This is a genomic window from Bradyrhizobium sp. LM2.9, assembly GCF_054056555.1.
Window position 1 is genome coordinate 2,819,812 of sequence record NZ_JBSRYJ010000002.1, and the last position, 25,162, is coordinate 2,844,973.

The following is a 25,162-nucleotide window of genomic DNA, read 5'->3' on the forward strand; positions in this document are numbered from 1 at the left end:
TATGTCGGACTCTCTCGAGAGCATCATCTTCTTCATCTTCATCCTGGAAGCTCTTCGTTCCCTCCAAACTGCCCGCGATTTTATCCCAGGTTAAGCGCGCGAAATTTTTCCGGCCGGAATCTGACGTGAGGCGGACATAGTGCCGTGAGTTCAGGAACGAACATACGTTCCTCACGTTCGCCGACGTACTTACGTCAACACTGCATGTCTTCCGGAGGGCTTCGATCCATGCATTCTCGTCTTCAGGACAGGCGGCGCGTGCGCGTCGGCATCGTCGGTGTCGGCAATTGTGCGAGCTCCTTCGTTCAGGGGCTCTCCTACTACCGGGAGGCCAAATCGAACGAGCCGGTGCCGGGGCTGATGAACGCCGATCTCGGTGGCTATCATATCAGCGACATCCAGGTGGCGTCGGCCTTCGACGTCCATGCCGGCAAGGTCGGACGAGACGTCGCCGAGGCAATCTTCGCAGCACCGAACAACACGCATCGCTTTTCCGACGTTGCGCAGACCGGCGTCGTCGTCCAGCGCGGCCCGGTCATGGACGGAATCGGTCAGTATTTGAAGGAGGACATTCCGATTGCGGATGTTCCGGAAGCCGACGTCTCCGAAGTGCTCGCGACGTCGCGCACGGACGTGCTGGTGTCCTATCTTCCCGTCGGCTCGCAGCACGCAAGCGAATTTTATGCCGCGCGCGCGATCGAGGCCGGCTGCGGCTACGTCAATTGCATCCCGGTCTTCATTGCCTCGAATACCGACTGGCGGCGGCGTTTCGAGGATGCAGGCCTGCCGATCGTCGGCGACGACATCAAGAGCCAGGTCGGCGCCACGATTCTGCACCGCGTGCTCGCCAATCTCTTCCGCGACCGCGGCGTGCGGCTCGATCGCACCTACCAGCTCAATGTCGGCGGCAACACCGATTTCAAGAACATGCTCGAGCGCGAGCGGCTGACCTCGAAGAAAATCTCCAAGACCCAGGCCGTGACCAGCCAGTTCGACGTGCCCATGGATATCGACAATATTCATGTCGGTCCGAGCGACCACGTGCCATGGCTGACCGACCGCAAGCTGGCCTTCATCCGCCTGGAGGGCACGACGTTCGGCGGTGTGCCCTTAAGCGCGGAAGTCAGGCTCGAGGTCTGGGACTCCCCGAATTCGGCAGGTGTCGTGATCGACGCGGTCCGCTGCGCCAAGCTCGCCATGGACCGCGGGCAGGCCGGCGCGCTGACGGGCCCATCGAGCTATTTCATGAAGTCGCCGCCGCAGCAGTTCACGGACGATGAAGCCGGACGGCGAACGCGCGCGTTCATCGACGACAAGGCGTATACCTGATGGCGAAGATCATTCATCTGATCCGCCACGGGCATCACGCCCTCCTCGGCCTGACGCTATGTGGCCGGATGAAGGGCGTAGAGCTCGATGATCCCGGTTGCGAAGAAATGGCGCGATCCGCCGAAAGCATCTCACCGCGACCAACATTGATACAGTCGAGCCCGCAACGGCGCTGCATGCAGTCGGCCTGTATCCTTGCCGCGCATTTCGGCTTGCCGGTCGAGATCGTGCCCGCGCTCAACGAGCTCGACTATGGCGAATGGACTGGACGATCCTTCGAGGCGCTCGCCCCGGATCCCCGATGGTCGCGCTGGAACGAACAACGCGGAACGATCCGTCCGCCGGGCGGCGAAAGCATGCGGGCGCTCCAGAAGCGCGTTGTCGCCCATCTGGAGCTGGTGAGCAGCGACCGCGATCCCGGCACCGTCGTCGCCGTCAGCCATGCCGAGCCGATCCGCGCGGCGCTGCTGTATTATTCCCGGAAAGAGCTCGACGACTTCCTCTCGATCGAGATCGACCCCGGCAGCGTCAGCACCCTCAGCGTGGATAATCGCGGAATCAAGATCACCGGGATCAATCAGCGGGTGCCAGCGTGAAGATCGTCATCTTCGGCCTGACAATTTCCTCTTCCTGGGGCAACGGTCACGCGACCTTGTGGCGTGGGCTTTGCAAGCATCTCGCGCGATCCGGGCACAGCGTCGTCTTTTTCGAGCGCGACGTGCCCTATTACGCCAGCGCGCGGGATTTGCACGAACTGGCGGGCGGCCAGCTGCGACTGTTCTCGAATTGGGACGATGTGCTTCCTTTAGCGCGCAGCGACCTTCGCGATGCCGATGTCGCGATCGTGACCTCCTATTGTCCCGACGCGATCGCCGCGACCGAGCTTACCCTGTCTGAGGGTCGCGCGCTGCCCGTGTTCTACGATCTCGACACACCGGTCACGCTGGCGAAGCTCATGGCCGGCGGCGCCGTTCCCTATATCGGGCCGCGCGGCCTGCGAGATTTCGCCTTGGTCCTGAGCTTCACCGGCGGTCCCCGCATCTGCAACGAATTTCGCGACCGGCTCGGCGCCTGCAACGTCCGTCCGCTCTACGGCCATGTCGACACTGACATCCATCGACCGGTCCCGTCTCAGTCGCACTACCGTGCGCATCTGTCCTATCTCGGCACATATTCGCAGGATCGTCAGCGCGCGCTCGAGGCTCTCTTCGTCGAATCGGCACGGGCACGGCAGGATCTGCGCTTCCTGATCGGGGGTGCGCAATACCCGGAAGATTTTCCCTGGTCGCCAAACATCTATTTCGTGCAGCACTTGCCGCCGTCAGAGCACGCGTCGTTCTTTGCGTCGTCCCGGCTGACGCTCAACGTCACGCGCCGGGCCATGGCGGAGATGGGCTGGTGCCCGTCCGGGCGTCTGTTCGAAGCTGCTGCCTGCAAGGCCCCACTGCTCAGCGACGATTGGCCGGGGATCGATGAATTCTTTGCGCCCGGGCACGAGATCCTGATCGCGCGCGATGAAAAGGACACGCTTGCTGCATTGACGACGGCCGACGCCGAGCTTCAGCACATTGCCGCGCGCGCATATGAACGGACCATGGATCAGCACACCTCCGACAAGCGCGCGGGCGAACTGATCTCGCTGCTCGAGCAGGCGGCATCCCTCGGCGCGCGCCGGCAACAACCCGAGGAGGCCTGATCATGTGGGGCATCGTTCCGGCCGCAGGCCGCGGCAGCCGCATCCAGCCGCTCGCCTTCTCCAAGGAACTGCTTCCGGTCGGAAGCCGACGGGACGACGGCATGGACCGTCCGTGCGCCGTCTCGGAATATTTGCTGGAGCGGCTGATCCTTGGGGGGGCTGACAAGATCTGCTTCGTGATCTCCCCCGGCAAATCCGACATCCTCGAATATTTCGGCGATCACTATGGCGGCGCCCAGCTCGCTTACGTCGTGCAGCCCGACGCGTCGGGGCTGTGCGATGCCGTGTTCAGGGCGGGCACGGTCGTCGGCCATGACGAAGACGTCATCGTCGGACTTCCGGATACAGTCTGGTTCCCCAAGGCGGCCTTGCAGGCATTGCCGGCCGCCGACCTGTCGTTTCTGCTGTTTCCGGTCGAACATCCCGAGTTCTTCGATGCGGTCGTGCTCGACGGCGATCGCGTGACGGAGATCCAGGTCAAGCAGCCGGACGCAGCGTCGAAATGGATATGGGGCGCCTTCAAGATGTCTGCCAACGGATTTCGCGAACTCCAATCGCTGTGGACAAAGCGCGACCACCGGGATGAATATTTCGGGACACTCGTCAACGCCTACATCGCGGCCGGCGGCCAGGGGCTCGGCGTCAAAGCTGGCGAATCCTATGTCGATGTAGGCACCATCGATGGCTATCGGACGGCAATGGCGTTGCTCGCGGAAAGCTCCACCGGGAACGGACGCTCTCGATTGCTGGCCGGCGGTTCGCCCGAGCCAGCCCGCTCAGCCCCCGCAATGAACAATGGAGTGACCGCATGAGCAGAGGCGCCCTCTCCCGCGAGGAAATCCGCCAGCGTGTCGATGCGCTCGGGCCATGGTTTCACAATCTGGACCTGAAGGGTGTACCGACAGCGCCTTCACACTTTCTCGGCGACTATCCCAACGTGAAATGGCGACGCTTCTCCGGGATCATCCCGGACCGTCTCGACGGCAAGACCGTACTCGATATCGGCTGCAATGCCGGCTTCTACGCCATGGAGATGAAGCGGCGCGGCGCCGAGCGCGTCCTCGGCCTGGACACCGACGACGAATATCTCGAGCAAGCCCGCTTCGCGGCGGAGGTGAACGGGCTCAGGATCGAATTCCGCAAGATGTCAGCCTATGACGTCGGACAGCTGCGCGAAAAGTTCGACCTCGTGATCTTCATGGGGGTGCTCTACCATCTGCGGCACCCTCTGCTGGCGCTCGACCTGATCCATGAGCACGTGGCCGGCGATCTCCTGCTGTTCCAATCGATGCAGCGCGGCGACAGCCGCGTGGATCCGGTCGACAAGAACTACGACTTCTGGACCACCGATCAGTTCGATTCGCCGGGCTATCCAAAGCTGCACTTCATCGAGAACAAATATGCCGACGACCCCACCAATTGGTGGGTGCCGAACCGTGCCTGCGCCGAAGCCATGCTGCGCAGCGCCGGCTTTGCGATCGCAGCCCATCCGGAAGACGAAGTCTATCTTTGCAAGCGGGTAACAAGGCCGCAGGCGGAAGGTCCTGTCTATCCGTCGCGGGAGGTCGGCCAATGATCGAAGCCGCCAAGATCTGGAACGAGCCCAACAACAAGTCGCACTGGGATATCCTGATTGATCCGGACTGGACCATGTTCGCCAACCTGGCGCTAGCTGCCGGAAAGGCGATCCGCAGCGCCCATCCCACACTCCCGCGTGTGCTCGGCGGCATATCGCCGATTGATCCGTCGTTCATCCGCAATATGCAGGCGCGTGGCGTACTCGATCATGTCGATGCGGTAGCCGTGCACGGCTTTCCGCTCGACTGGAACCTGTGGCAGATTGCGGAATGGCCGGCCAAGCTCGAGGAGATCAAGGCAGTCACTTCGCTGCCGGTTTGGGTGACGGAGGTGGGAGTCTCGTCTTTCGGCGCCGAAGAGGTGCAGGCTTGGGGACTGAGCCGAACCGCGGAGCTCTTGATCGGCCGCGCTCCGCGCATCCACTGGTACAGCCTCTACGATCTGCCTTCGAGCTGGGAGGCCACGACCCGGCATAAGGAGGCTGAAGGCTCCTCCTACTACCGGCATTTCCACATGGGCCTGCTGCGCGAGGACGGGACACCGAAAGCCTCGGCGGAGCTGTTCCGCAACTTTGCACCTGCGATGGGCCTGTGCCAGTGGTTTCATTTCGAGGACCACCGCCTCGATGACGCCGTGGGCTGGATGCGCCGGCTGGGCGTGCAGCATCTCAGGACCGGCCTGTCCTGGGCCGACAGCTTTCGTCCCAACGCGCTCGACTGGTTCGACCGCCAGATGGACGCGCTGGCCGAGTTTCAGGTTACGGTGACCTTCTGCTTCACGCCGGAGCACCGGGGTATCCAGCCTCATCACACCAGCCCGCCGCTCGACGTGAACGAGTTCGCGGATTTCTGCGCGCAGATGGTCGAGCGCTATTGCGCGAAAACAGGGGCCGCGCCTTCCGCGGCGTCTTCGCGTCCGACCATCCGGGAGCCGACATGCGTGCCCTGATCCTGGTGATGGACTCCGTTGGGATCGGCGCCGCGCCCGATGCCGTCAATTACGGCGACGAGGGTGCCGATACCATCGGTCACATCGCTGAGATGTGCAGGGTCGGCAATGCCGATGGTCCGCGGCGGGAAGGACCGCTTCAGCTTCCCAATCTGGTTGCGCTGGGCCTTGGCCAGGCCTGTCGTCTCGCAACCGGGCGCGTGCCGCCCGGGCTGGACGGATGTCCGGAGCATTCGCGCTTTGGCTGCGCAAGCGAGATATCGAAGGGCAAGGACACGCCATCCGGTCATTGGGAGATTGCCGGTGTGCCGGTGCCGTTCGACTGGGGCTATTTTCCAAGGACCAAACCGTGCTTCCCGCGCGACCTGATGGAGCGCCTGTGCGAACAGGCGCGATTGCCCGGCATCCTCGGAAACTGTCACGCCTCCGGCACCGAGATCATCGACCAATTCGGCGAGCGTCACATCAGAACCGGCGAGCCGATCGGTTATACGTCAGCCGACAGCGTGTTTCAGATTGCTGCACATGAGGAGACATTCGGGCTCGAACGCCTCTATGAGGTCTGCCGCGTTGCCCGCCGACTGGTCGATCCCCTGAACATCGGGCGCGTCATCGCCCGGCCGTTCGTCGGCACGTCAGCAGGTCACTTCAAGCGAACTGTGCACCGGAAGGATTATTCCGTCCCGCCGCCCGAGCGAACGATCCTCGATCTCGCCGAAAGCGCAGGCCGTGACATCGTGACGATCGGCAAGATCGACGACATCTTCGCCCATCGCGGGACCGGGAGGAACATGCGGGGCGATGGCAACGAAGCGTTGTTCGATGCCACGCTTGATGGGCTGGCCTCTCTTGCAGAGGGTGGGATGTTGTTCGCCAACTTCATCGATTTCGACACGTTGTACGGCCATCGCCGAGACGTCGCGGGATATGCAGCGGCGCTCGAAGCCTTCGATGCCCGCGTTCCCGAACTGCTTAACCGCGTGCGCGACGATGATCTCCTCATCGTCACGGCCGATCACGGTTGCGACCCAACCTGGAGCGGCACCGATCACACCCGCGAACAAGTGCCAATTCTGGCGGTGCGCGGGCGGTCATCTTCTCCGATCGGCAGGCGCACCGGCTTTGCCGATATAGGGGCAACGGTCGCAAGACATATCGAGCTGCAGGCGCCGGTTCATGGCGTGCATTTTTAGCCGCAGCGCCGGCCGATTCACCTGGGTTATTGATCCAGGTTAGAGAAATGTTTGTTTGTAGGTTTCGCAGGAACGAACATTCCTTGCATCGCTTCTACTTCCAAATGTGACTGGCGCGCCGGTCGCCCCGACCAGAACAGCAGCGCGCGCTTTCATTCTCATCACGGATTGATCCCGCAGGATCGGTCTCACGGCGGCACGGAGCGGTGAATGACGCGAGTATTGATCACTGGAGGCGCCGGATTCATCGGATCGCATGCGGCCGACGTGCTGCTGGCGGCCGGCTATGAAGTCCGCCTGCTCGACAATCTCTCGCCGCAGGTCCACGGAGGCAACCGCCAGCGTCCCGCCTATCTTGCCGAAGAGGCGGAGCTCGTCGTCGGCGACGTCACCGACGCTCCCGCAGTCGAGCACGCGTTGCGCGGCACCGACATGGTCCTGCATCTCGCATCCGCGGTAGGCGTCGGCCAGAGCATGTACGACATCGAACCCTATGTCAGGACCAACGAGCTCGGCACTGCCGTGCTGTTACAGGCGCTGTCCAAGCGTCCGGTTCGAGCGGCTGGTGGTGGCCTCGTCCATGAGCATTTATGGCGAGGGCCTTTACCGGAGCGCCGATCAGAGCGTCATCGCATGCGACGAACGGCCGATCGAGCAGCTTCGCCGCGGCGATTGGGAGCTGCGCGATATCACCGGGCGCCCGCTTGATCCCGTTGCCACCCCGGAGACAAAGCAGCCCTCGCTGAGTTCGATCTACGCACTCAACAAATATGCCCAGGAACGCATGTGCCTGATCACCGGCAAGGCCTATGGCATTCCGACGGTGGCGCTACGCTTCTTCAATGCGTTCGGTCCGCGCCAGGCGCTGTCCAATCCCTATACCGGCGTGCTCGCCATCTTTGCCGCGCGGCTGCTCAACGGCCGGCCCCCCCTCGTCTTCGAGGATGGTCTGCAGCGGCGCGACTTCGTCCATGTACATGACGTCGCCCGCGCCTGCCGCATGGCGCTCGAGGCCGATCGCACCCAGGAGGTCTTCAACGTCGGCTCGGGGCAGTGCCGCACCATTCTCTCCGTCGCGCAGGATCTCGCCGAAGTCATGGGACGCGGCAACATCGAGCCCGAGTTAACGCGGAAATATCGTGCCGGCGATATCCGGCACTGCTTCGCCGACATCGGAAAATCGCGCGACCTGCTCGGATTCGAGCCGCACGTCGCCTTCAAGGACGGTCTCCGGGAGCTGGCGGAGTATCTCGCCGACCAGATCGCTGACGATCAGGCGGAGCGAGCCACCAAGGAGCTGCAGCAACGAGGATTGGTCGCGTGATGAGTGAACGAGATAACAGACCCGTCCTGATCACCGGCGGCTGCGGATTTATCGGCTGCAACCTCGCCGACCGGCTCGCGGAACGCGGCGATCCCGTGCTGATACTGGATAATCTCGCCCGCGCCGGCGTGCGTGAGAACGCGCAATGGCTGAAGTCCCGGCATGGCGACCGGGTCACAATTACCGTGGCCGACATCCGCGAACCGATCCCGGTGATCGACGCAGTGCGTGAAGCCCGCGCCGTGCTGCACTTGGCCGCCCAGGTCGCGGTCACCGACAGCGTGAGCGATCCGGCTTCCGATTTCGAAATCAACGCGCGAGGCACATTGAATGTGCTCGAAGCCGTGCGGCTCCACAACAGCGCCGCGCCGATCGTGTTCGCCTCGACCAACAAGGTCTACGGACGCCTGATCGACGACGGCGACATCGCGCTCACCGACCGCCGCTACACGCCGACAAGCGGTCTGCTGGCCGGCGGCATCCCGGAAAATGCACCGCTCGACTTCTACAGCCCCTATGGATGCTCCAAGGGAACGGCGGATCAATACGTTCACGACTATGCGCGGGTCTACGGCCTCCAGACCGTGGTGATGCGCATGAGCTGCATCTATGGGCCCCGGCAATTCGGCACCGAAGATCAGGGCTGGATCGCGCATTTCCTGCTGAGCGCCATCCGCAGCAAAGAGCTGACGATCTATGGCGACGGCCATCAGGTCCGCGATGCGCTTCATGTGTCGGACGCGGCCTCGGCCTGGCTCGCCGTGCTCGATCGCATCGCGCTCGCCCGTGGACGCGTGTTCAATCTCGGCGGCGGCCCGGCCAATGCGATCAGTCTGCTGGAATTGATCGACCGCATCACCGATCTGACCGGCCGCAAGGTGGCGTATCGCTTTGCCGATTGGAGGCCCGGCGATCAGCCCTGGTACGTGACCGACACGCGCGCCCTCTTCAGCGCGCTCGGCTGGGCGCCTCAGACATCTCTCGCAGACGGCCTCCGATCCCTTCACACCTGGCTGGACGGCCGCTTCGGATCGGCACAGGGCAACCGCGAGGCGCTGGCATGACGCGTGTTGCCCTCATCAACCCAAACTGGGATTTTGGCGGCAGCATCTATTTCGGCTGCAGATCTCCTCACCTTCCGCTCGAACTCGGGATCTCCGAGCACTACCTGAAGGCGGCCGGGCACAAGACGCTGCTGCTCGATGCCCACATGTTCGACCTCTCGCTCGCCGATATCGAAGCCGAGCTGCGCGCGTTCGGCCCCGACCAGATCGTCATCACGACGGCACCGACTTATCTGTTCTGGCGCTGCGCCCCGCCCGAGCTCCGCGTCCCGCAGGAGCTTGCAATGGGGGTGCGCGACCTGGCTCCGATCCTCGTGGCAGTGGGCCCCCATGGCTCGACCGTGCCAAAAGCGGCGCTTCGAAAGCTCGGCACCGACGTCGTCGTAATGGGCGAGTGCGAGGCATCCTTGCTGCGTCTTGCCAATGGCGAGCGGGACTTTCCCGGCTTGTGCTTCGCCGATGGCGCATCGCTCCGCGTCAATGGCGGCCCGCAGGCCGTCGCGTTCAGGGATCAACCGCCGCTTGATTGGCCGGAGGAGATGATCCGGCGGCATCATCATCATCATCACCGCTTCGAAGCCGAACCGCAGGCGCCAGGCGCCGAGGTCGAGTCTTCCAGGGGTTGTCCGTACAACTGCACGTTCTGCGCCAAGGAGAATTTCCGCAACGCTTACCGCAAGCGGCCCCCCTCCGTCGTTCTCGAAGAGATCGACGGCCTGCGCCATCAGGGCATCGAATATGTCTACTTCATCGACGAGATATTTCTTCCGAACGCGGAACTGCTGGATGGGCTGGCCACACGCAGGCTGAAGTTCGGTGTGCAGACCCGCATCGATCTCTGGAAGCCGGACATGCTGGCTCTGCTCGGTGGGGCCGGCTGCGTCTCGATAGAGGCCGGGATCGAGAGCCTGACCGTCGAGGGCCGTGCTGCGCTTGCCAAGAACTGCAAGATGACGACAGACCAGCTTGCCGAACGTCTGGTCGAAGCGCGCCGTCACGTTCCTTTCGTGCAGGCCAACCTGATCGAAGTCCCCGAGGACGATGATCCCATCGTGCAGCGCTGGCGCCGCACGATGCAGGATGCCGGCATCTGGGCCAACGATCCGGTCCCGCTCTATCCCTATCCGGGCTCGCCGGACTATCGAAGGCTGTGGGGCGAGCCCGACGATTTCGCCTGGGAGCGCGCGCACCGGCACTATCTCGCGATGTTCGACCAGTTCAGCGACGTGCAGAACGATCGCCCGGTTCCGCTCGAGGCTCTCGAACTGCAGGTGGCATCATGAGCCGTAGCTCGGACATCAGGATCCTGATGACGACCGACACGGTCGGGGGTGTCTGGACCTATTCCTGCGCTCTCGCATCGCAGCTTGCGGCGTCGGGGGCCGATGTCGGCCTCGTGACCATGGGTCGGCGCGCACGAGCCGAGCAGCGCGAGATGCTGCGCGGTTCCCGAGTGCGCCTGATCGAAACGGACCTCGCGCTGGAATGGCAGGATCCGGAAGGGCAGGACCTCGCCCGAGCGCGGCGCATCCTCACGAAGCTCGACGCGCAATTCAGGCCGGACGTTATTCACCTCAACAGTTTTCGGGAAGCAACCTTCGCCTGGCACGCGCCGGTGGTACTCGTCGCGCATTCCTGCGTCAGCTCCTGGGCGCTGGCCTGCCGTGATACGGCCTGGCTGGGCGAGCCGAGATGGCGCAGCTACACCGAACGGGTCGCGGCAGCGCTCGACAAGGCACAGGCCTGGGTATGCCCAACCCAGTCCTTTCACGACGTGATCGCGCAGATTTACCATCCTCAATCGCCGGGCGCCGTGATCTGGAATGGGATCACACCCCGAGGCGCCCTCGGACGTAAGCAGGAGCTAATCCTTGCAGCCGGGCGGCTCTGGGACCGCGCCAAGAACATCGAGGTTCTTGCCGCCGCGGCGCCGGGGCTGGATTGGCCGGTCCAGGTGGCGGGTGCGGCGACCGTCAGCCCATCGCATTGTATCACCTGGCTTGGGCAATTGCCGCACGACGCCATGCGCGCGCGGATGGAGCACGCGGCGATCTTCGCGAGCCCCGCCTTCTATGAACCGTTTGGGCTGGCGGTCCTGGAAGCCGCGGCGGCGGGATGCGCTCTCGTCCTGTCCGACATCCCAACGTTCCGGGAATTGTGGACCGGAGCCGCGCTGTTCGTCGATCCCACCGACGGCAAGGCGCTGCATCGAACGCTCGCAGGTCTGTGCGCCGACGATCGCGAGCGGATGCGGCTGCAACGGGCAGCCTTTGAGCATTCCCTCAGCTATTCCCTGACCCGGACGACGAGTGCCTATCTCAGGCTTTACGATGACCTGCTCGCTTCCCATCGCGAGACCGCGCCGGTCAGCCAGATCGAGGTGCGTGCATGAAATGCGTCCTGTTCTACCACGCCTTCACCTCCTGCTGGAACAACGGCAACGCCCACTTCCTGCGCGGCTATGCCCGCGAACTTCATGCGCTCGGTCATGAGGTCGTCGTGTTCGAGCCGGTCGACGGCTGGAGCCGATTGAACACGATCCGCGAGGGTGGCAGTCAGACCATGGAGGACATTCCGGTGCTGTTTCCCGGCATCGGCATCCGCCGCTATGACGCCTGCCTTGATCTGGATTTGGCGCTCCACGGCGCCGATCTCGTCGTCGTCCACGAATGGAATTCGCCGGATCTGATCGCAGACATCGGCCACAGGCGGGCCCATGGCGCTCCATTCACGCTGCTGTTCCACGACACCCATCACCGCGCCGTCAGCGCACCTGACGAGCTTGCGCAATTCGACCTCGACGGGTTCGACGGTGTGCTCGCCTTCGGCGAGGTGCTTCGTCAGATCTATCTGAAGCTCGGCTGGGCCGACCGGGCCTTCACCTGGCACGAGGCCGCGGACATCGCCCTGTATCATCCGCTGCCGCATGTCGAGCGCACCGACGATGTCGTCTGGATCGGCAATTGGGGCGACGGCGAACGCAGCGCCGAGCTCAACGAATTTCTGGTTGAACCGGTGGCCGAACTGAAGCTGCGCGCGGAGGTCTATGGCGTCCGCTATTCGGACGCGGCCCTCGACACCATTCAGGCGGCAGGTATCCGGCATGGCGGGTGGCTGCCCGCGCACTGGGCTCCCATCGCTTTCGCCGGCGCACGCGCCACTGTCCATGTGCCGCGCGGCCCCTACGTCCGCTTGCTTCCGGGCATTCCGACCATTCGCGTCTTCGAGGCGATGGCGTGCGGCATTCCACTGGTCTCGGCCCCCTGGTCAGACGCGGAAGGCCTGTTCCCGGAAGGCGCCTATCTCAGCGCCGCCGACGGCACCGAAATGAAGCGCGCGCTTCGTGCGCTCCTCGACGACCACGAGTTATGGACCGCCACAGTGGAGGCCGGCCTGCGGACGATCAAGGAGCGTCACACCTGCCGTCACCGCGCGGAGCAGCTTGTCAGCATCGTGCAGGATCTCCGGGCCTCAGGCCGCTCGTCACAGCCGTCACGATACATCGGAGCCTCCGCATGAAGATCTGCTTCTTCGGATCCAGCCTTGTCTCATCCTACTGGAACGGTGCCGCCACCTATTATCGCGGCATGCTGAAGGAGATTGCGGCGCTCGGCCACGACATCACGTTCTTCGAGCCCGACGCCTTCGAGCGCCAGGCCCACCGCGACATCGACGATCCCAACTGGGCGAGGGTGGTCGTCTACGCCGCGACGCCGGACGGCTGGCGAAGCTCGATCGAGGGAGCCGCCCGCTCGGCTGACATGCTGATCAAGGCCAGCGGGGTCGGCGTTTTCGATCAGGAGCTGGAGAACGCCCTCACCGACATTCCGTCGAATGCGACGCGCATCTATTGGGACGTCGACGCCCCCGCCACGCTGGAGACGATGGCGGACGATCCGGAACATCATCTGCGCCGCGCGATCCGGTCCTACGACATGGTTTTGACTTATGGCGGCGGCGATGCAGTCGTGTCTGCTTATCGCTCCATGGGCGCGCGGGGCTGCGTGCCGATCTACAATGCGCTTGACCCGGCCACGCACTTTCCCGCGCCTTCAAATCCACGTTTCACCTGCGATCTCGGCCTTTTGGCAAACCGCCTTCCCGATCGCGAGCAACGCGTCGAGAGGTTCTTCCTCGACGTTGCGCGCCAACTGCCCAACAAGAGATTTGTCCTCGGCGGCTCCGGCTGGGAGACCAAGGAAACGCCGGCCAATCTACAGCAGGTCGGACATGTCGGGACCGGCGACCACAACGCGTTCTTCGGCTCCGGTCTGGCTACGCTGAACGTCAATCGCGACAGCATGGCACGTTACGGCTTCTCGCCGCCGACACGCGTGTTCGAAGCCATCGGCGCCGGAGCCTGCCTGATCACCGACCAGTGGGACGGCATCGATCATTTTCTCGAGCCGGATCGCGAGGTGCTGGTGGCCGCAAGCGGAGCGGAGGTCGCAGAGCATCTTGCCGCACTGCGCGCCGATCGGGCTCAGGCGATCGCAGGACGCGCTCGTGCGCGCATTCTGAGCCACCACACCTACCGGCAGCGCGCGCGCCAGTTCAACGATCTCTTTGCCGCAAGCAATTCGCGAATCGAGGCAGCAGAATGAACCTCACCATCGTCGTCATTGGTCTTTCGGTCACTTCGTCCTGGGGCAACGGCCATGCCACGGACCTACCGCGCCCTGATCGAAGCCCTGGCACGACGAGGTCACCACGTCACGTTTCTGGAACGCGACGTCCCCTGGTATCGTGAGCATCGCGATCTTACCAAGCCTTCTGCGTGGACCGTCGAGCTTTATCAATCCTTGAAGGACATCCCGCTGCGTTTCGGCAAGATGATCCGAGACGCTGATCTGGTGGTCATCGGCTCCTATGTGCCAGATGGGATCGCGATCTCCGAATGGGTCACGACCCACACCGGAGGGCTTACCGCCTTCTACGACATCGACACGCCGGTCACGCTTGCGAAGCTCGATCAGGGCCTGAACTATCTTTCCGCGGCGATGATCCCGCGTTTCGACCTTTATCTGTCCTTTGCCGGCGGCCCAGTACCCGACATGATCGAGGAGAGCTATGGCAGTCCGCTCGCTCGGGTTCTGTATTGCAGTGCGGACACCGATATCTACGCGCCGCAACGCGCGGAGAAGAAATGGGCACTGGGCTATCTCGGAACCTACAGCGAGGACCGGCAACCGGTTCTGGAACAGCTGCTGCTCTCGCCCGCTCGCACTCTGTCATCCGAGCAGTTCGTGGTGGCTGGCGCGCAATATCCCGTTGAGGTGGCCTGGCCCACCAATGTGGCTCGAATCGAGCACCTCACGCCCAAGCATCATCCGAAGTTTTACGCAGAGCAACGCTTTACGTTAAATGCCACCCGCGCCGACATGCGCGCACTCGGCTTCTCGCCGAGTGTCAGGCTGTTCGAAGCCGCCGCGTGCGGCACGCCCGTCATCTCGGACCGGTGGCCTGGAATCGAAACTGTCTTTGAACCCTCGCGGGAAATCCTGCTCGCGTCGAATCCACGCGACGTTGTTGAAATCCTGCGCGACATGCCGGAGGACCACCGGCGCTCGATCGCGGACAACGCGCGGCGGCGGGTCATCGCCGATCACACCTCCGACCATCGCGCCCGGCAGCTCGAGACGTACTACACCGAGGCCTCCGATCGGTCGGTGCCGCAGAACAGCGCGGCGTCCCGTATCGCGTCCCTTGCAGGTCGCAGAACTCTGAAAGGCAGCGCCATGACACTTCAGACCCGCATCCAGGCGTCCCGCCGCTCCCCGACGGTGCTGATCGCCGGCGGCGCCGGCTTCATCGGATCCCACCTCTGCGACGCGCTTTTGCAACGCGGCCACACGGTAATCTGCCTCGACAATTTGTTCACGGGAACGATCGGCAATATCCGGCCGCTGCTCAATCATCCGAATTTTCGCTTCATCGAACATGACGTACGCGATCCCGTCGAGATCGAGGGCGATATCGACGGGATCTACAGCCTCGCCTGCCCGGCGTCGCCCCGTCATTACCAGAAAGATCCGGTCGGCACGATGAAGACCTGCGTGCTTGGCACCATCAACATGCTGGAGCTCGCGCGTCGGAAGGGCGCCCGAGTGCTGCAGGCATCGACAAGCGAGGTCTACGGCGATCCCGAGGTGCATCCCCAGCCAGAATCCTATCTCGGCAACGTCAACGCGATCGGACCCCGAGCCTGCTACGACGAAGGCAAGCGGGCCGCGGAAACGCTGATGTTCGATTACCATCGCATGTACGGGGTCGAGATCAAGATCGCGCGCATCTTCAACACCTACGGCCCGCGAATGCTGGAGAACGACGGGCGCGTCGTCTCCAACTTCATCGTGCAGGCACTGCGCGGAGAGCCGATCACGATCTATGGCGGTGGTACGCAGACCAGAAGCTTCTGCTTCGTCGACGATCTCGTGCGCGGCCTCCAGCTGCTCATGGAGAGTCCATCATCAGTCACCGGGCCCTGCAATTTGGGTAATCCGCACGAGGTTACGATCGAGGCGATTGCCCGCGACGTGCTGGCGTATACAGAGTCAGCCTCCCCGCTTCGGTTCGAGGAGCTGCCGAAAGACGATCCGAAGCGGCGCAAGCCTGTCATTGACACAGCCGTGAAGGTGTTGGGGTGGCGCCCGCGCGTGGCGCTCAAGGACGGTCTCCGGGCGACCATCGCGTATTTCGCCATGCGCATAGCCGGCGAAGCGCCGACGCTTGTTCCGGCCGCTGCACCTCGCAGGAGCGGACGTACCACTGCACGCGGCCGGTTGACGATTGCCGATCAGGGGTGATCCAGCCACCGGACGAGGAACCCGCAAATGCGACGGCGACCGGAGCGTGAGCTGGTTGGTCTGGCCACGCTGGCGCCTGACTCTGTCACGAGCGCGAATTGGCCGCGCGACGGATGGGCTTGTCGAGGTCCTCAACGTAGTGCTCGTATTCGGAGATGGCGCGATTGGCCATCCGAATCCGGTTGGTCTGGCCTTCGTCGACCATCATGGTGATACGCTGCGCCAGGAATACGCACGTCTCGAATTCATCGCTGATAGCCCCGCCACGGGCGAGAAAGTCCCACGCGATCTCGTAAGCCTGCTCGGCGGCGAGATTGCCATAGTCGCTGAAGATAATTTTCGTCATCACAGCCCAGCTAAAATGGTGTGTATCGTTCCTGCAGGTCTCTGCACAAACAGCCGAGTTCAGCAACCGCCAAGCCGCCGGTCTCGCGGCAAGCGGGACCGGCGGCTTGCCTGTAGCGGCGACCGGATGGCGTCACGTCGCCTGACGCTGATGCGCCAGATATTCCATCGTCACCTTCTCGACGTTTGAGTCGATCCAGGCGGCCATGCGCTGCTCTTCCTGCAAGGACGTCTCGAGCAGATCCTTTGCTTCAGCCACCCCGGCGGCGCCGCAGAGGGCGAGCAGAGACTTGTAGGCAGCGATCTCGAAGTTCTCGAACGCGTTGTTGGCGAAGGTGTTCTTGAGAATCTCGTCGCCGGCGACAGAGTGCGCCATAGCCTGCATGTTCGCCATCACGGATTGGGTCGTATCCTTGAGGCTGGAGGAGTTTTCGCCGCAAGCTTCCAGACATCTCTCGAGCCGCTTGAGCTGTTCGTTGGTCTCCTGAAGGTGAGCGACGACTTTCGCCTTCACCTCAGGATATTCATCCAGCCGTTCCGACTGACGTTCCATCAGCTCCCTTGCCTGCACTTCCATCGCGTGCGCATTGCTTAGTCCGACCACGAATGTATCGCGTGCTACGTTAGCCATTTCCTGTTCTCCTTCTCATTGGCCTTGCTGCGGCCCAACCGCAATTTTCGCGGATCGTTCCTACCGGATATCTGGGTAACCGTGCAGGCTCTGGTCTTCCGCCTAAGGCTAACCTGCGATAACAGAACACAAATACAATTCGTCGCCGCAGGAACGCCGCCGACGAGCTGCGGTTTCCCAGAGCGTGTGGTCGCATCCCAACTAGCCACAGCGCTCAGGGACAGCCGGCCAACGCCTCCGATCCCTATTTCATGAGCATCCGCGACAATCTTGCCGACAAGGGTTTCTTCGGCAACAGCGGAGGAGTTCGGGCTTGCCTGCTGCGCGGTCGAGATGATGCAGATGTCAATGCCGCGCTATGACGCGGAACGCTTCGGATTCGCGCCGCGAGCATCACCACGCCAATCCGACGTGATCATCGTGGCCGGCACCCTGACCAACAAGATGGCCACCCCGGATTGGGAAAGTGCGAAGACGTCGCTGCGTGCTCTTGCGCCACTTGCTGCCGAGATCGCCATCACCGGACACGGCGCGGCCATGCAAGGTCCGGAGACGCGCGCCGCTCTCGAGGCCCTTGCTGAACGGTTCGATGAAGTTGCCGTGCCTTCGCAATACCGCCGTTGAGACAGCGTGTGCCGTCGATGACGACGGCAACGCCGAATGAATTTGCGTGCGTAGGAACGGTCGATGCCGCTCATGATTGGTTCGACATTGAAAGCTCAAGGAGAAACAGCATGCGTAAGACAATCTTGATGATCTTCACGGCCGCGATGCTCGCAGGCGCTTCAGTCGGCGCAGCATTCGCGCAAGGTGCCGGTGGCGCGGGCGGTGCCGGTGGTGGCGCTGGCGGCGGAGCCGGCGGCGCTGGTGCTGGAGGCGCGGGCGGCGCCGGTGCTGGTGGCGGTAGCGCTGGCGGTGCTGGAGCCGGCGGCGGCGGTGGCGGCATTACGCATGTCGAGCGGGGCGGCCAAGGCGCCTCCAGTCCTTCCGGCATGCGCAACGAGACGACTCCGCCGTCCAACGGCACCATGCCGCGTCGTTAGCGTTCGCGGTCCGGGGTCTCGAAGCCGCACTTTCCGACCAAAGAGGAAACGTTGAAAAGGGACGACGAAGCCGGGCTGGTCGAAGATTGCGAAGGCCAGCCCGCTCTTGAGGACGAGCTCAACATCAAGCCGTGCTCGCCGGATTCCGAAACGTCAAGACGACGAAGACCGTTATTGGACGCCGGCGAAGCCGGCGTCCTGATCCCGGTCAGCATCCTTTGCAGATGCTTTTGATCTTTCGATCCACGGTGGAGCCCTGGGAATTTTCAGACCGGATTTCCGCGTCGCCTTGCATCGACGGACCTGGTGTCGCCGTTCCATCGATCCGTCCGCTGCTGGTTCCGCTCCGCGAGGTTGCCGGGTCGGCCGACGGTGGTCGATCCTTGCGGGCCCCCGCTCGATTGAGCCGTTCCTGCTGCATTTGTCCCGCTGGCCGCTGTGCCCCGGGACGCGTCGCCGGCGTTCCCTCTGTCAGACGGCAAACTGCCGGTTTGGCTGGTTGTCGCCGAAGTCCCGCCGCCCAAAGCGCCCCCGATGCCGACGCCACTGGTGCTGCTCGCGCTTCCGCCCCCGCCCGATCCCCCCGAACTGCCGCCGCCGCCGCCGCCCTGCCCCCAAGCGGTGCCTGTCGAGCCGCAGGCCAACAGGGCGACCAGCATCATAGCAGAACTGATCTTGCGCATCATTTTTCTCCATCGTCTTCTGGAACGGGTCGCACGTTCCTGTGGGCCAATGTCTCAGCTCCTGTGACGATCGTCGTGCGTGTGATGCTCATCGCGCTCACCACCGCCTCCTGAGACGTGTGACTTCCGGTCATTTGTGGGAGCCCCCGGCGTCGGGGCTTCATGTTCGCGCCCTCCCTTTTCAGGATGCTTGCGATCCTGCTGGGAGGACCCGGGTCCACCGAACCGTTCGGTTTCAGAGTTCTTGTGGGGCATCATCGATCCTGCTGGTAGCCTTGGTTTGTGGTGTTCTGCTTGATGTTGCCTTGACGTCCCTGGGTGTCGAAGTTCTCGCGGCTGGGGATTTTTTCGTTGGTCTCGGTCTTTGGATCTGAACCGGGTCCCTTGTCGCTGCGCTGCTCTGCCGGTACGGGGGGCATTTTTGACATTGCGTGCTCCTTTTTGGGTCTTCACAACCATCATGCAGACCAATGAGATGCGGCTACGGTCGTTCCTCGCGCTTGTACTGACGTCTGTCCTTAGCAACGAACGATTCCGGCCCGGGTTGTCCAAGGTGATGATGACGGGAGCTGGTAGGTCGCACCTCCACGTTTTCACCTGCCGAGCTCGTGAACGGTGGGCCGCAGTTCGCCGCTCTCATCCAGATCGAGCGTTGCCAGCGTAATCGGCAGCTTGAAGCGCCTCGGTCCGGCACTCCCCGGATTTAGAAACAGTATTCCGCCGATTGTGTCGATTTTCACCCGATGCGAGTGGCCGGAAACTACAATGTCGATTCCTCGTTGGGCGGGGTTTGCCTTCAGCTCCCTGAGATCGTGCAAGATGTAGAAGAAGCGCCCCGCAAGGCGCACCGTTTCAGTTGTGGAGTAGCATTTTGCCCACTCGCCCTTGTCGACATTGCCTTTGATGGCTGTAACAGGCGCAATCCGGCGAAGGTGTTCCACAACATCGGGAGCGCCGATATCGCCCGCATGGATAATGTGCGACACGCCCGTGAGGCAGCGCTCCACCTCCGGCCGCAGTAGTCCATGCGTGTCGGAGATCACTCCAAGCTTGAACGTCATGTCATGTCGCAACTTCAGTGCAGGACATCCAGTGGTACCCGGCCGATCTCTTCGCCGTCCCGATTGGTGACGAGGATCGAGAAGTGACGGCCCTCAAGCTCGGGGGACGCTCCTTCAGGAGCCGCTTGGCGATCTCCTCGGCGACATCGAGAGCCTGGATGTCATCCGGCAAGTCGGCGCCCTCTTCGTCAGCTACGGTTTTCGAATCCACCAGGTCAAAATGATAGTGCGGCACGTCGCCCCCTCGCATCTGTCGCAGAAACGCGCGATCCCAAACCTTCGTTCCGGCGCGGGCGCGTGGACTTCTGGCACGTTCAGGAACCTGCGGGTCACCGGGACATTGCTGCTGAGGACGTTCGGAACTGGATAGACCCATGCTCGACGAACTACGCGTGTTAGTCCAGCCCGGAGCGGTCACCGCCGTCCTCGCCGTCTTGCTGCTCATGGCCGCGGGTGATGCGGTTATCTTCATCGCCGTCAGGGGATGGCCATTCTAAATTCGCGGTCTGACGAGCAACGTTGGACATATCTTCTTTCTTCTAAGCTCTCTTGCAAAGGCTGCGCGCGGCTCGCTCCAACAGCAGATAGGAACCTTTGTAGGATCGGCCAGTTCCCGCCTGTGAAGGGGAACCGCGAGCGTCTATGCCAGTCTGGGTGCGAATTGTCTTGGTGCTGTGCACGACTTGGCCGCTTGCTGCGTGTGCCGGCCGGCAGTCGACGCTCGACCCGCAAGGGCCGCAATCCGAGCAGATCCTGCATACGCTATTCATCTTTCTCGCGGTCGCTGCGATCGTCTGGATCGCAGTCGTAATCGTGCTCGCCCTCGGAATGTTGCGCCGGAAGCGCTTGGCCGATCAGCCGCTCGATCTCCATCAAGCCTTCGAAGAACGCACGGGCCGAGTCATCATTGGGCTGGGCGTTGCAACCACGGTGATCGTGCTCGGCCTCTCCTTCGTCAGCTATGCCGGACAGCGCATCGTCTTCGCCAAGGGCGAGAACGCCCTCACGCTCAAGATCATCGGACACCAATGGTGGTGGGAGGTTCGCTATGAGGATGACAGTCCGCATCGGAGTTTCGTAACCGCGAACGAGATCCGGATCCCGACCGGCCAGCCAGTGAAGGTCGAGCTGGAATCCGCAGATGTGATCCACAGCTTCTGGGTGCCGAGCCTGACCGGGAAGATGGACCTCATCACCGGGCAAAAGAACGAGTTGCAATTCACCGCGAAAAACGCCGGCGTCTATCGCGGACAATGCGCCGAGTTCTGCGGACTTCAGCACGCGCACATGGCCTTCGCGGTGATCGCGCTACCGCCGGACGAGTTCGGCCGGTGGCGCGATCGTGAGAATCAGAGCGCGAACAGCCCCGCGGATCAGCTCGGCAAGCAGGGCGAGGCTCTCTTCCGGGCCCGCGGCTGTGCCTTGTGTCACAACATCAGCGGCACACTGGCCGGCGGGCAGCTCGGCCCGGATCTCACGCATATCGGCAGCCGCACGACCATCACGGCGGGAACGCTGCCGAATACCCCGGCGACGCTCGGCGCCTGGATCGCCGATCCTCAGCACGTCAAGCCGGGCAACCTCATGCCGAAGATGCCGCTGCAATCGGGCGAGCTCATCGCGATCCTTCATTATCTGGAGCAGCTCAAGTGAGCATGGCCGCTGAACCGAATGAGTTGCGGGACGACGTCCTGAATGGCCTTCAGCTTTCCACGCAACTGGAGAAAGTGTGGCGCACGCCGTCCGGACTGGTCGGCGCGCTCATGTCGGTCGACCACAAGGTCGTGGGACGTCGCTACATCGTGACTGCATTCGCATTCCTGCTTCTCGGCGGCATTCTTGCGATCCTGATGCGCGTTCAGCTTGCGGGGCCGGAGAAGACTTTTCTCTCGGCGGACAAGTACAATCAGATCTTCACGATGCACGGCTCGACGATGATGTTTCTGTTCGCCGTGCCGGTCATGGAGGCGTTCGCCGTCTATCTGGTGCCGCTGATGGTCGGTACGCGGAACATCGCCTTTCCGCGACTGAACGCCTTCAGCTATTGGATGTTTCTGTTCGGCGGTTGCTTTCTGTGGATCTCCTTCCTGTTCAACGCCGGCCTCCGATGTCGGCTGGTTTTCGTATGTTCCCCTCTCCAGCCTGCAGTTCACACCGACCAAGCGGGCCGATGTCTGGGCGCAGATGATCACCTTTACCGAGGTCGCGGCGCTCGCGGTCGCCGTCGAGATCGTCGTGACTGTGTTCAAGCTCCGCGCGCCGGGCATGACCCTGGACCGCATTCCCCTGTTCGTCTGGGCCATGCTGGTCACAAGCTTTCTGGTGATGTTCGCGATGCCGTCGATCATGGTCGCGTCCACGTCATTGATCCTGGATCGCCTCGTCAACACCCGCTTCTATGATTCCTCCTCGGGTGGCCACCCCCTGCTCTGGCAGCACCTGTTCTGGTTTTTCGGCCACCCCGAAGTCTACATCATATTCATTCCGGGAACGGGGATGGTCTCGGCGATCCTCGCGACGTTCGTGCGCCGGCCGGTGATCGGCTATCCCATCGTCATTCTCTCCTTGATCGCGACCGGCTTCCTGTCGTTTGGCCTGTGGGTCCACCACATGTTCGTCACGGGCCTGCCCCAACTCGGCGCTGGCCTGTTCACGGCGTCCAGCATGCTGATCGCGGTGCCGAGCGGGCTGCAGATCTTCTGCTGGCTGGCGACGCTCTGGGATGGACGCCCGGTTTACCGGACGCCGCTGTTGTTCGTGATCGGATTCATGGTGATCTTCGTGCTCGGCGGGCTATCCGGCGTGATGGTCGCTTCGGTCCCGATCGACACCCAGGTACACGACACCTATTTCGTCGTAGCCCACTTCCACTATGTCCTGATCGGTGGCGCTGTGTTCCCGCTGGTCGGCGCCGTCTATTACTGGTTTCCCAAGATCGCCGGCCGCATGCTGAGCGAAAGACTCGGGCGCTGGAATTTCTGGCTGGCCTTCATCGGCTTCAACGTCGCGTTCTTTCCGATGCACATCCTCGGGCTGATCGGAATGCCGCGCCGGGTCTACACCTACACGGCCGACATGGACTGGGCGCATTTGAACCTCTTGTCCAGCGGCGGTGCCCTCATTTTCGCGCTCAGCTTCGCGCTGCTTCTGGTCAATGTGATCTACAGCCTGCGCAAGGGTGAGCTCGCGGGCGACAACCCCTGGAATGCCTCGACGCTGGAATGGGCCACCTCCTCGCCGCCTCCGCCGCAGAATTTCGACCGCATTCCGGTGGTCAAGCACCGCGATCCGCTGTGGGCCGACAGCGAGAGCCTGCCCGTGGTCGCGGGTCTGAGTGCCGAGCGGCGCGAAATCCTGTTGACCTCGCTCGCAGAAGCGGAGCCGCAGATCCGCGAGGCTTCGCCCGAGCCGAGCATCTGGCCGCTGCTCGCCGCCATCGCGACGACGGTGTTCTTCATCGGCTCGATCTTCACGCCCTGGGCGGTGCTCTGGGGCACGCCGCCGATGGCCGTCACCTTGATCGGCTGGTTCTGGCCGGCCGGCAGCAAGGAGGACGAGGAGTGAGACAGACCATCGTCCGCAATGTCGCTGAACTGCCGACTTAACGGTTACGGCCCACGCAGCGGACCGTGGTGGGGCGCCATGGGCTTTATGGCGCTCGAAGGCATGGGCTTTGCCATTGCCATCGGCGCCTATCTCTACCTCTACGCCGTCAACCCAACTTGGCCGATCGGCGCCTCGCCGCCCGATCTCTGGCCGGGCACGGCCGAGACCGTGATCTATCTGCTCAGCATCATACCCAACGAATATACCAGCCGTGTGGCGCATCGGCAGGATCTCGCAAAGGTCCGCATTTGCCTGATCGTGATGGCCGCGATCGGCATCGCGCTTCTGGTGCTGCGCGGCTTCGAATTCGCACATCTCAACACCCGTTGGGATAATTCCGCCTACGGCTCGATCGTGTGGCTCATTCTGGGACTGCACACGACCCACCTTGCCACCGATGTCGGCGACACGGTCGTACTGGCCGTACTGATGTTCACGCGCCATGCGAAACCGCGCCGCTTCAGCGACGTGACCGACAACGTGTTCTATTGGAACTTCGTCGTGCTCGCCTGGCTGCCGCTTTACGTCCTGCTCGATTGGATACCGCGCCTATGACCGAAGCTGACGGACATTCCAGGTTGCTTTACTGGGCCGGCGTTGCGCTCGGGCCCATCGCGTGGGCCATCAATTTGCAAGGCGTCTACGTCCTCGAGCATTTCTCCTGCGAAAAGACCAGGACGAGCGGCGCGATTGTGAGCGCGGTTCTCGCTATCGTCTCGCTTGCAGGCGCGCTGATTTCGGCCCGTGCGGTTCGGCGCAGCGCGGAGGCTGGATGGACGGATGCGCGGGGTGGCGGGCCCAGAACGTTCATGGCCTGGCTCGGCGTCGGCTCCGGCGTGCTGTTCGCGCTGGTGATTGCGAACCAGCTCGCCGCGTCGCTCATGATCAGCCCATGCCTGCGCTGAGCTTTGCAGCACTGCTGCTTGCGCTGCTCGCGGGTCGGGCCGATGCGCACGGACTATCGGATGTCGATCCCGGCTCGCTGTGGAGCTACGACCCTTGGCTGATGGCCCCGCTCTACGCGGTGGGGATCGGCGTCTATGTTGGAACGCAGCGGCTCTGGCACCATGCGGGAGGTGGCCGCGGCGTCAGCTTCCGCCAGGTCGCGGCGTTCTGGACCGGATGGCTGGTCGCAGCTCTTGCCGTGACCTCCCCGCTGCACTGGCTCGGCGAGCGCCTGTTCACTGCGCATATGGTCGAGCACGAACTGCTCATGGTCGTCGCGGCACCGCTGATGGCGTTCGCCCGGATCAATGGCCCGCTGCTGTGGAGCCTGCCAGCCCGGCTTCGCCCGGCGGCGGGTCGCATGCTCAATCTGCCGGTGCTGGCGTGGCCGTGGCGTTTTGTGAGCCACCCCATGAGCGCGACCATTCTCCACGGCGCAGCGCTGTGGATCTGGCATGCACCACCCCTCTACGCCTGGGCACTGGAGAATTCCGCGGTCCATCGCCTCCAGCACATCAGCTTTTTTGCGACCGCGCTCTTGTTCTGGTGGGTGCTGCTGCACGGTCGGGGCCAGGGCCGCAGCATCCGAATTCGCGACGGCATCGCGGTCGCCTGCCTGTTCATCACCATCCTGCATTCCGGCGTGCTCGGGGCCTTGCTGACTGTGTCGACGCGGCTCTGGATCCCGGGCCAAGGCGCCCTCGCCGGCGAATTCGGCCTCTCGGCACTCGAGGACCAGCAGCTCGCCGGCATCCTCATGTGGGTGCCGATGGGCATACTCTACACAGGAGCGGCGTTGTTCTTTGCTCACCGGTGGCTGACTGCGAACGATGGCCACTCCCACCTGCCGCTCGTTCAACATCCGGGCTGAGCGACGCTGCATAGGAACCGCCACTTCTCCTCGAACGTT

At 63.0% G+C, this 25,162-nt stretch carries 23 protein-coding genes and 5 pseudogenes; 23 read left to right on the forward strand and 5 right to left on the reverse strand.

The features are described from left to right. Nucleotides 1–228: 228 nt before the first annotated feature. The 15 genes and pseudogenes from ACVWW3_RS15205 (at nt 229) to ACVWW3_RS15275 (ending at nt 15,938) form a co-directional block, all read left to right on the forward strand. Nucleotides 229–1,329 (forward strand): inositol-3-phosphate synthase, encoded by a 1,101-nt coding sequence (locus ACVWW3_RS15205; protein WP_354050902.1) that lies wholly within the window; start codon nt 229–231, stop codon nt 1,327–1,329. Next, nucleotides 1,329–1,925: a histidine phosphatase family protein gene (locus ACVWW3_RS15210; RefSeq protein WP_456649469.1), complete on the forward strand. Its 597-nt coding sequence runs from the start codon at nt 1,329–1,331 to the stop codon at nt 1,923–1,925. The genes ACVWW3_RS15205 and ACVWW3_RS15210 overlap by 1 nt, the downstream gene beginning before the upstream one ends. After that, on the forward strand, nt 1,922–3,025 hold the full coding sequence (locus ACVWW3_RS15215) for a CgeB family protein (RefSeq protein WP_456649468.1): 1,104 nt from the start codon (nt 1,922–1,924) through the stop codon (nt 3,023–3,025). The genes ACVWW3_RS15210 and ACVWW3_RS15215 overlap by 4 nt, the downstream gene beginning before the upstream one ends. Before the next feature lie 2 nt (nt 3,026–3,027). Then, nucleotides 3,028–3,837, forward strand: a complete 810-nt coding sequence (locus tag ACVWW3_RS15220) for a nucleotidyltransferase family protein (RefSeq protein WP_247350313.1) — start codon at nt 3,028–3,030, stop codon at nt 3,835–3,837. Continuing rightward, entirely contained in the window at nt 3,834–4,601 is a 768-nt protein-coding gene (locus ACVWW3_RS15225; protein WP_456649467.1) for a TIGR04290 family methyltransferase, read from the forward strand. The genes ACVWW3_RS15220 and ACVWW3_RS15225 overlap by 4 nt, the downstream gene beginning before the upstream one ends. Then, entirely contained in the window at nt 4,598–5,551 is a 954-nt protein-coding gene (locus ACVWW3_RS15230; RefSeq protein WP_456649466.1) for a beta-xylosidase, read from the forward strand. Before ACVWW3_RS15225 ends, ACVWW3_RS15230 begins: the two co-directional genes overlap by 4 nt. Next, a complete protein-coding gene (locus tag ACVWW3_RS15235; RefSeq protein WP_456649465.1) occupies nt 5,539–6,744 on the forward strand; it encodes a phosphopentomutase in 1,206 nt (401 codons plus the stop codon). Before ACVWW3_RS15230 ends, ACVWW3_RS15235 begins: the two co-directional genes overlap by 13 nt. Nucleotides 6,745–6,954: 210 nt before the next feature. Next, a pseudogene (locus tag ACVWW3_RS15240) lies at nt 6,955–8,068 on the forward strand (NAD-dependent epimerase/dehydratase family protein). Further along, nucleotides 8,068–9,132 (forward strand): NAD-dependent epimerase/dehydratase family protein, encoded by a 1,065-nt coding sequence (locus ACVWW3_RS15245; RefSeq protein WP_456649464.1) that lies wholly within the window; start codon nt 8,068–8,070, stop codon nt 9,130–9,132. Before ACVWW3_RS15240 ends, ACVWW3_RS15245 begins: the two are co-directional and overlap by 1 nt. Then, nucleotides 9,129–10,415: a TIGR04295 family B12-binding domain-containing radical SAM protein gene (locus tag ACVWW3_RS15250; RefSeq protein ID WP_456649463.1), complete on the forward strand. Its 1,287-nt coding sequence runs from the start codon at nt 9,129–9,131 to the stop codon at nt 10,413–10,415. Before ACVWW3_RS15245 ends, ACVWW3_RS15250 begins: the two co-directional genes overlap by 4 nt. After that, nucleotides 10,412–11,524, forward strand: a complete 1,113-nt coding sequence (locus tag ACVWW3_RS15255; protein WP_456649462.1) for a glycosyltransferase family 4 protein — start codon at nt 10,412–10,414, stop codon at nt 11,522–11,524. The genes ACVWW3_RS15250 and ACVWW3_RS15255 overlap by 4 nt, the downstream gene beginning before the upstream one ends. Then, nucleotides 11,521–12,651: a CgeB family protein gene (locus ACVWW3_RS15260; protein WP_456649461.1), complete on the forward strand. Its 1,131-nt coding sequence runs from the start codon at nt 11,521–11,523 to the stop codon at nt 12,649–12,651. The genes ACVWW3_RS15255 and ACVWW3_RS15260 overlap by 4 nt, the downstream gene beginning before the upstream one ends. Then, complete coding sequence (locus ACVWW3_RS15265) at nt 12,648–13,736, forward strand: CgeB family protein (protein ID WP_456649460.1); 1,089 nt, start codon at nt 12,648–12,650, stop codon at nt 13,734–13,736. Before ACVWW3_RS15260 ends, ACVWW3_RS15265 begins: the two co-directional genes overlap by 4 nt. Before the next feature lie 450 nt (nt 13,737–14,186). After that, a pseudogene (locus tag ACVWW3_RS15270) lies at nt 14,187–14,711 on the forward strand (CgeB family protein); the annotation flags it as partial. 159 nt (nt 14,712–14,870) lie between these two features. Then, a complete protein-coding gene (locus ACVWW3_RS15275; RefSeq protein ID WP_456649458.1) occupies nt 14,871–15,938 on the forward strand; it encodes a UDP-glucuronic acid decarboxylase family protein in 1,068 nt (355 codons plus the stop codon). An 85-nt stretch (nt 15,939–16,023) separates the two neighbouring features. On the opposite strand, the gene ACVWW3_RS15280 is transcribed toward ACVWW3_RS15275, so the two are convergent. Both ACVWW3_RS15280 and ACVWW3_RS15285 read right to left on the reverse strand, forming a co-directional pair. Beyond that, complete coding sequence (locus tag ACVWW3_RS15280; RefSeq protein WP_354050923.1) at nt 16,024–16,284, reverse strand: hypothetical protein; 261 nt, start codon at nt 16,282–16,284, stop codon at nt 16,024–16,026. Between the two features lie 132 nt (nt 16,285–16,416). Next, nucleotides 16,417–16,914 (reverse strand): ferritin-like domain-containing protein, encoded by a 498-nt coding sequence (locus tag ACVWW3_RS15285; protein WP_247446022.1) that lies wholly within the window; start codon nt 16,912–16,914, stop codon nt 16,417–16,419. Nucleotides 16,915–17,165: 251 nt separating this feature from the next. On the opposite strand from ACVWW3_RS15285, the pseudogene ACVWW3_RS15290 reads away from it, so the two are divergent. Beyond that, nucleotides 17,166–17,364 (forward strand): annotated as a pseudogene (locus tag ACVWW3_RS15290) (NADH-quinone oxidoreductase subunit B); the annotation flags it as partial. Nucleotides 17,365–17,648: 284 nt separating this feature from the next. Further along, nucleotides 17,649–17,957, forward strand: a complete 309-nt coding sequence (locus tag ACVWW3_RS15295; RefSeq protein WP_456672005.1) for a hypothetical protein — start codon at nt 17,649–17,651, stop codon at nt 17,955–17,957. 937 nt (nt 17,958–18,894) lie between these two features. Here ACVWW3_RS15295 and ACVWW3_RS15300 read toward each other — a convergent pair. The 3 genes from ACVWW3_RS15300 to ACVWW3_RS15310 form a co-directional block, all read right to left on the reverse strand. Then, on the reverse strand, nt 18,895–19,068 hold the full coding sequence (locus ACVWW3_RS15300) for a hypothetical protein (RefSeq protein ID WP_247353275.1): 174 nt from the start codon (nt 19,066–19,068) through the stop codon (nt 18,895–18,897). Nucleotides 19,069–19,233: 165 nt separating this feature from the next. Continuing rightward, entirely contained in the window at nt 19,234–19,701 is a 468-nt protein-coding gene (locus ACVWW3_RS15305) for a metallophosphoesterase family protein (protein ID WP_456649456.1), read from the reverse strand. Nucleotide 19,702: 1 nt separating this feature from the next. After that, nucleotides 19,703–20,077: a DUF6894 family protein gene (locus ACVWW3_RS15310; protein ID WP_456672006.1), complete on the reverse strand. Its 375-nt coding sequence runs from the start codon at nt 20,075–20,077 to the stop codon at nt 19,703–19,705. On the opposite strand from ACVWW3_RS15310, the gene ACVWW3_RS15315 reads away from it, so the two are divergent. The 6 genes and pseudogenes from ACVWW3_RS15315 to ACVWW3_RS15340 all read left to right on the forward strand — a co-directional run bounded on the left by ACVWW3_RS15315 (nt 20,076) and on the right by ACVWW3_RS15340 (nt 25,123). Further along, entirely contained in the window at nt 20,076–20,198 is a 123-nt protein-coding gene (locus tag ACVWW3_RS15315) for a hypothetical protein (protein ID WP_456649455.1), read from the forward strand. The genes ACVWW3_RS15310 and ACVWW3_RS15315 overlap by 2 nt on opposite strands. A 172-nt stretch (nt 20,199–20,370) precedes the next feature. Further along, a complete protein-coding gene (coxB, locus tag ACVWW3_RS15320; RefSeq protein ID WP_456672007.1) occupies nt 20,371–21,354 on the forward strand; it encodes a cytochrome c oxidase subunit II in 984 nt (327 codons plus the stop codon). A gap of 2 nt (nt 21,355–21,356) precedes the next feature. Next, nucleotides 21,357–23,265 (forward strand): annotated as a pseudogene (gene ctaD / locus ACVWW3_RS15325) (cytochrome c oxidase subunit I). Further along, nucleotides 23,262–23,862, forward strand: a pseudogene (locus tag ACVWW3_RS15330) (cytochrome c oxidase subunit 3). The pseudogenes ctaD and ACVWW3_RS15330 overlap by 4 nt, the downstream one beginning before the upstream one ends. Continuing rightward, nucleotides 23,859–24,212, forward strand: coding sequence for a hypothetical protein (locus tag ACVWW3_RS15335; protein ID WP_354050932.1), 354 nt, complete (start codon nt 23,859–23,861; stop codon nt 24,210–24,212). Before ACVWW3_RS15330 ends, ACVWW3_RS15335 begins: the two are co-directional and overlap by 4 nt. Next, complete coding sequence (locus ACVWW3_RS15340; RefSeq protein ID WP_456649452.1) at nt 24,200–25,123, forward strand: cytochrome c oxidase assembly protein; 924 nt, start codon at nt 24,200–24,202, stop codon at nt 25,121–25,123. The genes ACVWW3_RS15335 and ACVWW3_RS15340 overlap by 13 nt, the downstream gene beginning before the upstream one ends. Nucleotides 25,124–25,162 lie beyond the last annotated feature (39 nt).